Source organism: Turicimonas sp. TL08, assembly GCF_054660695.1.
Genome location: NZ_BAAGDP010000015.1, coordinates 1 through 12,379, shown reverse-complemented (window position 1 = coordinate 12,379; position 12,379 = coordinate 1). Strand labels below are relative to the sequence as shown.

Here is a 12,379-nt window from a genome sequence, read left to right as displayed (position 1 = left end):
AACAGACATGGATTGGATTCTTTATTTAAAAGCCGTAATTTTAGGAATTGTCGAAGGACTGACGGAATTTTTACCGGTTTCTTCTACCGGCCATTTAATTGTTTTCGGAAGCTTGTTGGACTACACGGGCCAAGAAGCTGACACGTTTTACATCGCTATTCAGGCCGGTGCAATTGTCGCGGTCTGCTGGTATTACCGCGAGCGTATTCTCAAAATTTGCAAAGGACTCTTTACTGAACCGACTCAGCAGAAACTCGCTTGGAATACGATTATTGCCTTTCTTCCGGCCGCGGTTATTGGTGTGCTGGTTGCCAAGTATATTAAAGAGTGGCTGTTTAATCCGGTATCTGTGGCTGCGGCTTTGGTTATCGGCGGTATTATCATTCTCATCGTCGAAAGATATCAAGACAAGAAGAGCTATACACCGAGAGTCGCCACTATGGACGATATGTCTTGGAAAGATGCGTTGAAGGTTGGTTTCCTTCAATGTCTTGCGATGATTCCCGGAACCAGCCGTTCCGGAGCAACTATCATCGGCGGTCTCGTTATCGGTTTATCAAGAACGGCAGCAACCGAGTTTTCTTTCTTCCTAGCTATTCCAACCATTTTCGGCGCAACGGTTTATGAACTTTGGCAGTCTAGGGACATCTTGTCGGCCGATAGCCTTCCGGTTATCAGCATCGGTTTTGTTGTTTCTTTCTTTTCTGCTTTGGTCGTTGTACGCTGGCTCTTACATTACGTTGCCAGACACGATTTCTCAGCTTTCGGCTGGTATCGAATTTTCTTTGGCGGTGTTATTTTAGTCACCTGGATGACGGGACTTGTGAAGTGGTAAGCGACGCGTTAAAGGATTAAATATTCCAATAATTCGGGCTCCTAATTGGGAGCCCGAGGCGTATTCAAAAAACTTAACTGTTACTTCTTCAAGAAAACCAAATCCCAGCATCCATGTCCGAGACGATTTCCTCTTTCATTGAATTTAGTGACCGGACGTTTAGTGATTGGATTTTCTGCAACCGGAGAGAATCCTTCGTACTTATTTTTTAGCAATGGTGCGGCAGAAAGAACTTCCATCATTTGTTCCGCATAGTTTTCCCAGTCTGTTGCGCAGTGCAGATAAGCACCGGTTTTGAGTTTGGGAGAGAGGAGCTCAACAAAGAAGGGAGAGATTAGGCGTCTCTTGTGATGTCTTGCTTTTCTCCACGGATCGGGGAAGTAAATGTGCACTCCGTCTAAAGAACCGTCGGCAATCATGTCTCTAACGACTTCAACAGCATCGTGTTTAAAGAGACGAACGTTTTTTAACTGCTTTTCTTCTAAGAGAAGAGACAGCGCACCCACTCCGGAAGGGAAGATTTCACAGCCGATGAAATTAACCTCGGGATGGGCCTCTGCAATTGCAGCGGTGGTTTCTCCCATACCGCAGCCGATTTCAAGAACAACAGGATTATCGTTGCCGAAGATTTCTTTGGCGTTAACTTTGTTCTCTTTGTCGTATTTGAGTTCGTATTTTGGGAAAAGCTCGGTTAAAGCTCTTTCTTGAGCATGGCTGATTCTGCCTTTACGAGTACTAAAACTGCGTATATGGCTATGTTTGAGTTCTTCAAGTTTTTCCGGAGTCAGTTCTTGTGACATTTTTCAATGCAAGTAAATAATTTGCAGAAATTCTAAATTATTTAACGGCAATGAACCGGAAGGATTTTGTATCGTTGTTCGAAAGGAACCTGAGCGCTGGAGAGAAGAAGTGGAGCGGGTGAAGGGAATCGAACCCTCGTCGTAAGCTTGGGAAGCTTCTGCTCTACCATTGAGCTACACCCGCGGAAGAAAGAATTCTACATCAAATTCGAATTCTTCTTCCATATTTTTTATTTGTGGGAAACCCGCCGAACGGCCCAATCTCCAAAGCTTTGAAGGCTTTGAACGAAAATGATAAGGATAACCACAACAGCTGCCATGACATCAGGCATGAAGCGTTGATAACCGTAACGGATGCCCATATCGCCCAGACCGCCGCCGCCAACGGCACCGGCCATGGCAGAACTGCCGACAAGAGCCACGAAAGCAATGGTTAATCCTGCAAGAATGCCCGGCATAGCTTCCGGAAGCAAAACTTTCATGATGATCTGCTGATTTGAGGCACCCATGGATTGTGCCGCCTCAATGAGACCTTTGTCCACTTCGCGAAGACTGGTTTCAACTAAACGAGCAATCAAAGGGGCCGCTGCGATAGTTAAAGGAACGATAGCGGCAACGGTACCGATGGAAGAGCCCACAATCAAACGGGTAAACGGAATGATGGCAACCAAGAGAATGATGAACGGGGTGGAACGAACGGCGTTCACAAGAGTGCCGATAATTCTGTTGGCTAAAGGTTTCGGCATGATTCCTTTAGGAGAGGTGATGAAAAGAAATACACCCAAAGGAATGCCGATGGCGGCTCCGAGACCTCCGGAAATACCGACCATCAATATGGTCTCAAGAAAGGAGTCCCACAGCAGTTGAATAATATTAGATGACATCGCTTAACTCCTCGACTTTGACGTTATTGGCTTTGATGAATTCAACGGCGGCTTGGTAATCGGCTTTTTCTCCCATCATTACCAGAGTGAGCGTACCGTAGCTTTCGCCTTGGACTTCGTCGACTTGGCCGAGAAGAATGTTGAAGTCAAGATCGTATTTGTGGCAAGCCGCGGAAAGAACCGGTTCCGTCGTATTGGAACCGACAAAGGTTAAGCGCAGCAGGTGCATCGGTCTGCCTTTAGAGTCTGTACCTCGCATGAGCTTCTGAATCTTTTCTTTCATAGAAGCAGGGATGGTTCGTGCTGCTAAGGCGGTACCGAGCATAGCTTGCGTAACTTCATGCTGAGGATCGCGGAAAACGTCCAGAACGCTTCCTTCCTCAACTACTTGACCTTTATTCATCACAACGACTCGATGGCAAATTTGCTTTACGACATCCATTTCATGAGTAATCATGACGATGGTTAGGCCGAGTTCTTGATTAATCTTTTTGAGAAGCTGCAAAGTAGCCTGAGTGGTCTCCGGGTCGAGCGCGGAGGTCGCTTCGTCGCTAAGAAGAATCTTCGGGTCAGAGGAAAGGGCACGGGCAATACCGACTCTTTGTTTCTGACCGCCGGAGAGCTGCGAAGGATATTTGTTCGCATGTTCGGTTAAACCGACAAGCTCCAGCAAAGGTTCAACTTTCTTGCGGATATCTGCTTTACTGACGCCGGCAAGCTCCAAAGGCAACGCAACGTTGTCGAAAACCGTACGGGAAGAGAGAAGGTTGAAGTGTTGGAAAATCATTCCAATCTGTCTTCTTTCTTTGCGCAGTTCTTCATCAGACATTTTTGTCAGATCTTTTCCGTCAACAATGACTGTCCCGGAAGTAGGTCTGTTCAGAAGGTTGATGCACCTGACCAAAGTGCTTTTTCCAGCACCGCTTCGGCCGATAATCCCGAAGATTTCTCCGGGCTTGATGCTGACGTTGACATCTTTGCAGGCGAAAAATTTATCCTTTCCGTCAGCAGTGTCATATTCTTGTGTTATGTGCTGTAGTTCAATCATTGTCAAAATTCCAAATTCAGAGGCAAGCCTCGAGGTCCCGGTAAGGACAAATAGTTTCGTAAGCGGACAATAGTTGCCTATCGGTTTGATTACCTGTTGAAAAAATTTGAAGACTCTAAGATTAGCCTCGAAATCTTAATTAAAACAAAAAGAAAGGTACTATTTTCATCGTAGATAGTAAATGTACGGATATTTTGTTGAAGAATCTTATGGTGAAGATAGAGCTTAATGCAGGAGAAAAAGCTTAATTAAAAGCTTAAAACAACAAAGAAAAAAAGAACCGCCATTATGGCGGCAAGGAGGATCTCGCTGAGGGGAGAAGGCCGGCGAAAGCGTCGGCCCCCTCCTAAAAGATACTAAGGAGTCTTATAACCGAACTTGTGGCATTGATCGCATGTCAAAACCGATGGTTCATGCTGTTTGTGGCAGTCGCCGCAGGGCTGAGACTCGCTGTGGCCGTAGTGCGGATTAGGCTTGAGTGCGGAAGTCTTTTGCTTGACGGCATCCCTGCTGACATGACATGTAAGACAAACAGATTCATCGGGAACTTCTCTAGGTCTGGTTTGACCGTGACAAGTGTCACACTGCATATTCATCTGTGCATGTTTGCCATGGAGCTGTACCTGCGCTGATGCACTCCAGGAAAACATCAGCAAGCCGGATACGCACAGAGCCTGAAAAATTCTGACATTCATTCAATGAACTCCTATTGCATTAAGGCTTTCATGTGATCAGCAATAGCTCTGCCGATAACGGAAGCAGAAGTCAGCTGAGCACCGCCGACATAGTTGTCGTAGAAAAGACCGCCTGCGGCGTTGCCGACTGCATACAAACCTTTGATCGGTTTGCCTTCTGTATCCAGGACTTGCCCCTTAGTATTAATAAGCGGACCGCCGAATGTAGCTGTCATACCGCCTTGGAACGGAACGGCATAGAAAGGTGCCTTAAGAATTGGACGCGGATTCTTGTGTGTGTTCGGAGGAGTGAGCTGATCAAGCTTGCCTTCCTTCAAAGCTGTGTTGTATTCATCAACAATCTTCTTTAATTCTTCAGGATTTAAGCCGGCTTCTTTTGCAAGACCTTCGATAGTGTCAGCCTTATAAACAGGAGCTTTCTTAGATGCATAAGAGAACCAGTCGTTCTTGAGCATCGGAAGATTGTGAGTATCTTCGTCGACAATCATGAAGCCCCAGTTGTCTTTTGTCTTAGCAGCTGTGTCGCGGGACATTTCAACGTAGGTGTGGCCTTCGTTGGTATATCTCTTGGTTTCCTTAGAAACCGCAATACCGGTATTGACGATGTTCAGCGGATTTGCACCTGTTGGGCCGTGGATAGGACCGCAGTGGTATTGATCAACGTTGACAACGCGCGGGAAGTAAGGAGCTGTCAGCAAAATGCTTTCGCCGGTAACGGTGTTGGAACCGCGGACCGGCATGTTGGCTGCCGGAACACCTGCCATCATTGTCAGCATCATCTTGTTGGCAGAATAACCGCCGGTTGCCATGACAACACCGAGTTTGCCGATGTATTCTTCAAAACCTTTGGCAGTCTTAACCTTGACGCCGGTAACGGCACCGTTCTTTGGATTGTCCAGGAGCTCAACAACTTTGGCGTTGTAGATGATAGGAATATTCAGCTCTTTTGCTTTTTTCAAGAGATAGCTCATCAACTGTTTTCCGCCCGGCTTTTCTTCGCCGATTGTCAAGTGAGCTCTCTGCAGCATCGGCCAAACCAATTTGGCACCAACACCGTATTTAACGCCGACGTAGTCGTGAAGCCAGTTCAATGTGTCATCTGCATTTTCTGCGACAAGACGGGTAAGAGCTGGATCGCCTCTGCCTTGAGAGACCTTCATCATGTCTTCGTAGAATTTTTCAGTGGTGTCGCCGGTCTTCAAACCTTTTTCTTGCTGCATCTTTGTGTTGACGCCAAGCATGAAACCTGCGGAGTAAACAGTATTGCCGGCAGCAGAACCCATCTTTTCCAAAACAACTGGCTTCAAACCGTTTTCTGCGGCACGGATAGCTGTGACGATACCGCCGATGCCTAAACCGGCGATAACGAGATCATAAGTATGTTGAGGAAACTTTGTTTCTTCTGCAGCAGAAGCCATAGCCGGCATGGCTGCAAAGCCGGTTGCCATTGAGGCAATGATTCCGCCTTTCAAAAGAGAACGTCTGGAAGTGTTCATTTTTTCTCCTTGTTTCAATCTACTTATCGAAAGTATGGAGAAATGTTAATTTTTTACGTTTCCCAAGTCGTCCGTTGAAGATCTATTGATTTTTTATTTTTAGTGTGCTAGAGATTTTGCAAATTTAGCAGCGTTTTGTCCTGCGATTCTTCCAAAAACAAAAGCATCGGTCAGTCCGCATCCGCCAAGCCTATTTTCTCCGTGAACGTTCCCGGTTATCTGACCGGCAGCAAATAAATTGGGAACCGGTTGACCGGATGTTGTAAGACAGTTGGCGTCCGTATTGATAGAGAGGCCGCCTAAAGTATAGTGAATCCAGGGATACATACGCACAGCCCAGAAAGGAGCCTCTGATGGAGTTTTTGAGCTGTCTCCCTGTTCAACATAGGCTTTGATTGGTGCAAACGGAATTTCAATGATTTCGCATAATTCTTCCAGCGTGTTGGCCTTCCAAACTTGTCCGGCGAAATAGGCTCGGTAAAGATTTTTTCTCAAGTCTTTACCCATCTTCGAAATGTTTTCCGATCCTACGATTGTGTAGCATCTTTTGTTGCCTTGTGCGATAAGCGCTTTGCTGATGACGTTGCGCTGAGCGGCTTCATCGACGAATCTCTCGCCGTTTTCGTTAACGAAAAGCGTGTTTTTCACAAAAACATAAATACGGGCCGAGAACTGGTCGAGAAATGATCCTTCCGGGACGCACTCCACGATATCCATATTTTCTGCCTTTAAGCCGAGATCAATGGCTTTCTGCAGGACGCTCCCGTGCCCGCGGGAATCAGAAAATACGAATTTAAGGCTTGGAACATACCGTTTGACCATTTCCGGATTATTCCCGAATCCGCCCGCTGCCAACACAATAGTTTTGGCGTAAATCTGCTGACGCATACCTTTGTGTTCCACAAAAGCACCGATAACATTTGAACCTTCGACAATAAAGTCTGAGAAATAGGACCCGGTCATTATCTTAACCCCGCGCTGGAGGCAGGCTTCAGACAATTTTTGGATATATGAAGTGCCGCTGATGAGGCTTGGTTTGTGGCTTCTCGGGTGTTTGGAACCGTAAATTTGAAATACTCTTTCTTCAAAGACCACACCTTGTTTCTTCAGCCACTCTAAGGTATCAACTGAGTTATAGGCAAGTATTTTGCGTAAGGCAGGATCGCCCTTTCCATTGGCTGATTCTTCAAGTTGTTGGTAGAAGAATTCCGGACTGTCGGTCACATGAATGAGTTCTTGGATTTTTGGATCGGGAGCATTGTAAAACCCGCCTGAACGCAGCGTATCTCCGCCGACGAAAGCTTCTTTTTCTAAAAGGATAACTTTGCATCCGGCGTCAGCGGCTTCCAAAGCAGCCGAAAGACCGGCAGCGCCTGAGCCAACTACAAGCACATCGCAGGAAGTAACAGCGGCTTTGGCTATGGAAGGGACAAAACCGATACCTAAGCTGAAGAAGGCAAGTAAAGAGTTTAGTGCACGGCGTTTCATCGTTATCTCGGTTAAAGGCTCGAGGAATTCTCCATATCGGTTAGGAATTGGAAAAGCTCTACCGCATTTCCCACGTCCAGCTTTGCAAAAACTTTGCTTCGATGTGATTGAACGGTCCTTTCCGACATATCCAATACTTCGCCGATCATCTTGTTGGTTAAGCCTTTGGCTACCTGGCGCGCGACCATTTGTTCGGTAGAAGTAAGCTGATTGAATAGCTTCTGCAGCTCTTCGGTTTCTTTTTTTATTTTTCTTTGAGACTTGTTCAGCTTGATGGCTTTCTCAACTAAATCCTTAAGTTTCTCCGGGATAGGGGGTTTAACTAGAAAATTGAAAGCTCCTTGTTCCACGCAATTCATCGCCATCTCAATGTCACCGTGGGCCGAGAGGAAAATGATTGGTAGGTCAACGCCGCGTTTATTCAATTCCTGCTGCACTTCCAATCCGGAGAGAGAGGGCATTCTCACATCCAAGATAATGCATCCCGGCCGATCCCAATCGTCTCTTTCCAAAAAAGTTACGGGATCCTGATAAGTTACGGTTTGCCAGCCGGCTAACTGCAAGAAGAAAGACTGAGAGTCACAAATAGTGGGATCATCATCAACGATACGGACGAGAGGTGTTAGGTTAGCCATTGTGGTTCTCCTTATTCGCAGCGTATTCTACAGAGAAGCTTACGATCAAGCCGTTAGGTTGGTTTCTGGAAAAGGTCAAGTGACCTCCGTGGCTTTCGATAATGCTAAGAGCAATTGAGAGGCCGATACCTAACCCGTCGGATTTCTTACTTTGGACGGGTTTTCCTAGTTTTTCAAACTGTTCCTCTGAAAGAGCAGGGCCGTTGTCGGCAATATGAACGCGGATCTTATCTTCGTTTTCTGCAATAGTTATAGTGACTTCAGGGGATGGAACGTCCTTGACAGCACTAAGGGCATTCTTGAGAAGGTTAAGGACTACCAATTCAATCTCAAAAGGGTCTCCTTTAGCTGAAATGCTTTCGCTAGGAAAAACGGTTCTTACTTCTACGCCTTTTCTTTCTTGCTCTTTAATACTTTTCAAAGCACGCAGGACGGTTGGGATTAAATCGAACTCAACTTCTTTAGACGGTCTGTGTTTGGCGTAGCTTCTTACGTGGTCAACAATATCGGCCGTTCGCAGAGCTTGTTCTCTGAGCTTATCCAACACCATTTCTATTTGATCATCTTTTATTTTTAGTTTTTCAAGAAGAACTTTCAAGCCGCTGGTGTAATAAAGGATATTGGTAATTGGCTGTTTGACTTCATGAGCAAACATGGAGCTTAGCTGAGAGATTACGCGGCTTTTTTCCAACATCTCGAGCCGTTCGCGATTTTCCAATGCTCGTGACTCGATTAAATGCTGTTCGGCAATAGAAGCTTTAAGTTCTTCCGTCCGAAGGCGAACCAGCATATTGACGCGGACGATGTGAATCAGCACGGCAATTACCAGCGCAAAAAAGAGCCCGATTTCCAGTTTGTGAGCAGCAAGAAAGTCTTTAACGGTAGTTTCTCTTAAATGCCGGTACGGGCCGAGCTTTAAAGATTTCAGTAATTCAAAAACTTGATAAAAACTGCTTGCTGGAATCCACTCAAAATTATTTTGCTGAGGAGGAAAAGAGAGCAGGGAAAGCGTAATGGCTTTCACTGCTTGAGAGGGTGCGCCGTCCATCGAACAAAACACGACGTCCGGATACATCTTCGTGGACCGTGCACATAACTCTTTCGGATCTTTAAGTCCTATCACTCGAAAATCTGATTTATTAATTTCTCCGTTTTCTACCAGCCGTTCTAGTTGGCATGGTCCAAAAATTCCTACGTCGACATTTCCGACTTTTAGATGAGTTAGAACATCCGGGAACTGATGTTCCGTGAACTTAACATTTTTGAAGAATTTTTCGGGATTGAACCCGGCATCGGCAATTTCGCCGAGAGGAACGAGCCAACCTTCAAAGTCAGTTTCGGTGGCCGCAGCTGCGGTTTTATTTTCTAGATCTCGGAGAGTTTGAAGGTCTTTCCGATCATTTTTGACGACAAAAGCTGCAAAAACGGCTTTTTCAGCGTTGATGGCTTGAGGACGTTTTACTGTTGCTATCTGCTGGGCGCCTTTTAAGCTCATTAAGGTAGAGAAGTCGCCCGCTGACGCTATAAGGAATTGAGGTTTAAGTTTCTCAGTCTCTTCAATGATGTTTTTCGGCGATATCTCAATGATTTTTAGTTTGTAGTTAGGCAGCTCTTTTTGCAAATGCTCGACAGTAGGTACAAAAGTCTCGAGATAAAAATCGGGATCAAAGGTATCAATGAGGCCAATAGTGATTTCTTCTTTTGCTTGTGTGATAGAAGCAAGGAGTAGAAAGCAAAGAAGAAGTAACTTCTGTTTGAGAAATGCCGTGTTCATTTGAAAAAGTTTTACACATTTTTCCGAGAAAAGCTATTGGTGAAAGATTGCAAGCACAACAGAAGGCTCGATGGATTGCCTTAGCAGATTCTGGCGATTCCATCACGCAAGAGTCGTGCTTAGGATAAGAAAAAGAATTCTTAGGAAGTATGAAGTTGAGAAGTCAAAGGAAGTAGATAGAGAAGTGTTCTGTTGGATGAAGAAGTGAAAAGCCCGAGGAAGAAAGTATGATCTAAAGTCGGAATTTTTCTTGCGCCTACTTCTACGGCTGAGGTTTCAGATGTCTAATTGTCGTTTGTACCAATATTCCTTTTTTATCAAATAGATCTCTGAAATAATCAATTCAATGATATGCATAGGGAAGGGGACATGAATGAGAAATTTCCCGATGAAGTAAGGGATGCTTCGGATAGTTCAATGGGTTTGCTTAACTTACCTCAGTCAGAAATGTCGCAGTCCGACAATTTTCTTCTGTTTTATACCCAGGATGTAAAGGGTTCTTGCGTTTTTCAAAAGGATGACAGCTACCAGTTGGCACTTATCTTTTTGCAGCAGGGACATTTTTTTATCGAGCAGAAAGGTAATCAAAGAGAGGTTCCCAGCCAGTCGGTGTTTTTTGTAGATCCTAGTGAAGACTTTTGTCTCAATTTTGTGGAAGACAGTAATTTTTGTCTTTTGCTGATCTCATCGTCTGTGTGGTCGAGCCACATGGTATATCGGCCGTCCCAACTGTTAGGAGTCCGTATTTCTCTCCAAAACAACCTAGGAAAAACAAGCTTAGATACACTGAGGGCCGTTCGCCGGATGTTAAAGAAGGCGCATCCCCTTGAGCTCGAAAGTATGTGTATCGGCTTTCTCTACATATTTATGCCGCTTATTGCTCAATTCCGTCGTCAAGCCAAAGGATTAGACGGAACGCTGACAAAACGAGAAATATTGAGGCAAAAGGTTGAGAGCTATCTCAAAGAAAATCTTAATAATAAGGAACTGACGGCCACGGAGGTCGCCTCAGTCTTTTCCATTTCTAGCCGACAATTAAACAATATTTATAGTCCGAGCGGAACTACAGTAATGGCTCGTTTGAAGGAGCTAAGGCTTTCTGAGGCGGCAAAAAAACTCCGCGAACACCGCTACCAAAAACGTTCAGTCCGGGAGATTTCAGAGCTGTGCGGATTTGGAAGTTTTGAAAATTTTTGTCGTTCTTTCAAAAGTCATTTTGGTGTGAGTGCCACAGAGTGGAAAGCAAAAAGACTTCCTGATGTGCTAAATGCAGTGCCGGAAATATCAACCTCAGAAGGCTGATGTTTCTAAATTCCAATAGAGTGAGCTCACAAGCTGAAAACGAAAGGCTTGGTTTTGATGGCTTAACTCTAAAGGAGAAAAAATGAACCTCTCACGTCGTTCAATCCTCGTATCTAGCTTTGCTGCTACTGTTGCACCTTTCGCATTTGCCTCTGGCGCAAGTACGGAAAGAGACATGCGTCGCAAGGATCGGCAATTAACGGAAGAAGAATGCTTTTATCTTATCCGTCACACCTCTCATGCCGTGCTTTCCACAACAGACAACTCAGGAACTCCATACGGCGTTCCTGTCACACCCATCCTTTTGAATGGCAAACTCTATTTCCATTGCTCTAAAGCGGGCGGAAGAAAGGTTGACAACCTGCGACAAAATGAAAAAGTTTCTTTGTGCTTCATCGGTAAAGATGATATCGATCAAAAGGAATTCGCCGTTGATTTCGCTTCTGTGGTTGTTGCCGGCACGGCCAAGGAGATCACTGATCCACAAGAACTCAGAAAAATTCAATTGGAAATTTGTAAGATCCATGCTCCGGAGGCCGGTGCAAAGGCTGCTGAAGCATATTTCGATAAGGGCGGAAAGGGCATTGCTGTTTGGGAGGTTACTCCGACAAAGATTTCCGGAAAATCTCGTAATAAGCACTTGTACTTTGGCAAGAACAAAGGTTAGTGCATGCCTATCGTCACTATAAAAATTACCGGAGATGAAGAATCTCCAAGTGCTGAATCAAAAAAACAGCTAATCTCCAAAATAACTAACGTAATTGGTGAGGTTCTACACAAAAACAACCACAACCTCTGCGTTATGGATAGTTATGGCATTGGAGGAGTAACTGTAAGAGAACTTCGCCGAAGGAAGTAACGTCTGATTAATGAGGTAGAGGATTGAGTCTTCTGCCTCTTTTTTTACTATTTCTGAACAAACTTTTTGGCTATTCTAAGAGAGTGAAGACGTGTCGATGCTTTAGGAAATTGCGATGAGAAAACGACTAGACCTCAATAGAGGCCTAGACGAACTTAAGACATTGAGAATAAGTTATGGTTTTAGTCTCAAATAATCCGGGATCTCCTTATACCCGATTAGCCACAATTCTCCGCAGATGTCATCGCCGACTTGTGGAACGTAGTCACCACATTCCTTGTGGCTTGCATAGGCAAATAAATCAAGGTCTTCATCACCGTCTGTGATTTGAATCTTTAAGCGGTAAAACGGATGCCCATGGATAAGGAGGTCAGAGCACTCCATCACTGGTCCTTGGAACATATGCCACGAACAGTAATGAGTAGGATTAAGAATTTTCATCTAACTTCTCCAAGGATACCTCGGGTTTCAACCCGAGGAGGAATTGGACAGCTTTTCCAACTGTAGGAATAACCATCCGAGTGTGTAATTAATCTGCAATAGCGATAGGAAATACCTTGTAT

Annotated in this window: 13 protein-coding genes and 1 tRNA gene; 4 read left to right on the top strand and 10 right to left on the bottom strand. The window is 45.0% G+C overall.

Annotation, left to right across the window (positions count from 1 at the left end; translation table 11 throughout):
• Window positions 1-7 precede the first annotated feature (7 nt).
• The gene (locus ACYQ4O_RS08650; protein WP_460175346.1) at window positions 8-835 is read left to right on the top strand and encodes an undecaprenyl-diphosphate phosphatase; all 828 of its coding nucleotides are present in this window, start codon (window positions 8-10) and stop codon (window positions 833-835) included.
• A gap of 80 nt (window positions 836-915) precedes the next feature.
• Here the strand turns inward: ACYQ4O_RS08650 and trmB are convergent, their stop codons facing one another.
• From trmB to ACYQ4O_RS08605, 9 genes are all read right to left on the bottom strand, one after another.
• Window positions 916-1,635: a tRNA (guanosine(46)-N7)-methyltransferase TrmB gene (gene trmB, locus ACYQ4O_RS08645; protein WP_460175345.1), complete on the bottom strand. Its 720-nt coding sequence runs from the start codon at window positions 1,633-1,635 to the stop codon at window positions 916-918.
• Between the two features lie 110 nt (window positions 1,636-1,745).
• A tRNA-Gly gene (locus ACYQ4O_RS08640) sits at window positions 1,746-1,819 on the bottom strand.
• 46 nt (window positions 1,820-1,865) lie between these two features.
• The gene (locus tag ACYQ4O_RS08635) at window positions 1,866-2,519 is read right to left on the bottom strand and encodes a methionine ABC transporter permease (RefSeq protein WP_066595330.1); all 654 of its coding nucleotides are present in this window, start codon (window positions 2,517-2,519) and stop codon (window positions 1,866-1,868) included.
• Window positions 2,509-3,567 carry a methionine ABC transporter ATP-binding protein gene (locus tag ACYQ4O_RS08630; protein ID WP_460175344.1) on the bottom strand — a complete coding sequence of 353 codons (1,059 nt, stop codon included), beginning with the start codon at window positions 3,565-3,567 and terminating at the stop codon, window positions 2,509-2,511. Before ACYQ4O_RS08630 ends, ACYQ4O_RS08635 begins: the two co-directional genes overlap by 11 nt.
• Window positions 3,568-3,923: 356 nt before the next feature.
• Window positions 3,924-4,262 (bottom strand): cytochrome c3 family protein, encoded by a 339-nt coding sequence (locus tag ACYQ4O_RS08625; RefSeq protein WP_460175343.1) that lies wholly within the window; start codon window positions 4,260-4,262, stop codon window positions 3,924-3,926.
• An 11-nt stretch (window positions 4,263-4,273) separates the two neighbouring features.
• Complete coding sequence (locus ACYQ4O_RS08620) at window positions 4,274-5,758, bottom strand: FAD-dependent oxidoreductase (RefSeq protein WP_277041942.1); 1,485 nt, start codon at window positions 5,756-5,758, stop codon at window positions 4,274-4,276.
• Window positions 5,759-5,857: 99 nt separating this feature from the next.
• A complete protein-coding gene (locus ACYQ4O_RS08615) occupies window positions 5,858-7,246 on the bottom strand; it encodes an FAD-dependent oxidoreductase (RefSeq protein WP_460175342.1) in 1,389 nt (462 codons plus the stop codon).
• Window positions 7,247-7,257: 11 nt separating this feature from the next.
• Window positions 7,258-7,881 carry a response regulator transcription factor gene (locus tag ACYQ4O_RS08610; protein WP_460175341.1) on the bottom strand — a complete coding sequence of 208 codons (624 nt, stop codon included), beginning with the start codon at window positions 7,879-7,881 and terminating at the stop codon, window positions 7,258-7,260.
• On the bottom strand, window positions 7,874-9,655 hold the full coding sequence (locus ACYQ4O_RS08605; protein ID WP_460175340.1) for a sensor histidine kinase: 1,782 nt from the start codon (window positions 9,653-9,655) through the stop codon (window positions 7,874-7,876). The genes ACYQ4O_RS08610 and ACYQ4O_RS08605 overlap by 8 nt, the downstream gene beginning before the upstream one ends.
• A gap of 369 nt (window positions 9,656-10,024) precedes the next feature.
• On the opposite strand from ACYQ4O_RS08605, the gene ACYQ4O_RS08600 reads away from it, so the two are divergent.
• From ACYQ4O_RS08600 to ACYQ4O_RS08590, 3 genes are all read left to right on the top strand, one after another.
• The gene (locus tag ACYQ4O_RS08600) at window positions 10,025-10,957 is read left to right on the top strand and encodes a helix-turn-helix transcriptional regulator (protein ID WP_460175339.1); all 933 of its coding nucleotides are present in this window, start codon (window positions 10,025-10,027) and stop codon (window positions 10,955-10,957) included.
• 82 nt (window positions 10,958-11,039) lie between these two features.
• Window positions 11,040-11,624, top strand: coding sequence for a pyridoxamine 5'-phosphate oxidase family protein (locus ACYQ4O_RS08595; protein WP_460175338.1), 585 nt, complete (start codon window positions 11,040-11,042; stop codon window positions 11,622-11,624).
• A gap of 3 nt (window positions 11,625-11,627) precedes the next feature.
• A complete protein-coding gene (locus ACYQ4O_RS08590; RefSeq protein ID WP_460175337.1) occupies window positions 11,628-11,816 on the top strand; it encodes a tautomerase family protein in 189 nt (62 codons plus the stop codon).
• A gap of 174 nt (window positions 11,817-11,990) precedes the next feature.
• On the opposite strand, the gene ACYQ4O_RS08585 is transcribed toward ACYQ4O_RS08590, so the two are convergent.
• Window positions 11,991-12,257: a hypothetical protein gene (locus ACYQ4O_RS08585; protein WP_460175336.1), complete on the bottom strand. Its 267-nt coding sequence runs from the start codon at window positions 12,255-12,257 to the stop codon at window positions 11,991-11,993.
• Window positions 12,258-12,379: the final 122 nt, after the last annotated feature.

Excerpts from the sequence above, each read along its gene's own strand:
- ACYQ4O_RS08615 (WP_460175342.1), bottom strand. The coding sequence starts at position 7,246 with ATGAAACGCCGTGCACTAAACTCTTTACTTGCCTTCTTCAGCTTAGGT.
- ACYQ4O_RS08630 (WP_460175344.1), bottom strand. The coding sequence starts at position 3,567 with ATGATTGAACTACAGCACATAACACAAGAATATGACACTGCTGACGGA.
- ACYQ4O_RS08625 (WP_460175343.1), bottom strand. The coding sequence starts at position 4,262 with ATGAATGTCAGAATTTTTCAGGCTCTGTGCGTATCCGGCTTGCTGATG.
- ACYQ4O_RS08605 (WP_460175340.1), bottom strand. The coding sequence starts at position 9,655 with ATGAACACGGCATTTCTCAAACAGAAGTTACTTCTTCTTTGCTTTCTA.
- ACYQ4O_RS08650 (WP_460175346.1), top strand. The coding sequence starts at position 8 with ATGGATTGGATTCTTTATTTAAAAGCCGTAATTTTAGGAATTGTCGAA.
- ACYQ4O_RS08595 (WP_460175338.1), top strand. The coding sequence starts at position 11,040 with ATGAACCTCTCACGTCGTTCAATCCTCGTATCTAGCTTTGCTGCTACT.
- ACYQ4O_RS08610 (WP_460175341.1), bottom strand. The coding sequence starts at position 7,881 with ATGGCTAACCTAACACCTCTCGTCCGTATCGTTGATGATGATCCCACT.
- ACYQ4O_RS08585 (WP_460175336.1), bottom strand. The coding sequence starts at position 12,257 with ATGAAAATTCTTAATCCTACTCATTACTGTTCGTGGCATATGTTCCAA.
- trmB (WP_460175345.1), bottom strand. The coding sequence starts at position 1,635 with ATGTCACAAGAACTGACTCCGGAAAAACTTGAAGAACTCAAACATAGC.
- ACYQ4O_RS08620 (WP_277041942.1), bottom strand. The coding sequence starts at position 5,758 with ATGAACACTTCCAGACGTTCTCTTTTGAAAGGCGGAATCATTGCCTCA.
- ACYQ4O_RS08635 (WP_066595330.1), bottom strand. The coding sequence starts at position 2,519 with ATGTCATCTAATATTATTCAACTGCTGTGGGACTCCTTTCTTGAGACC.
- ACYQ4O_RS08590 (WP_460175337.1), top strand. The coding sequence starts at position 11,628 with ATGCCTATCGTCACTATAAAAATTACCGGAGATGAAGAATCTCCAAGT.
- ACYQ4O_RS08600 (WP_460175339.1), top strand. The coding sequence starts at position 10,025 with ATGAATGAGAAATTTCCCGATGAAGTAAGGGATGCTTCGGATAGTTCA.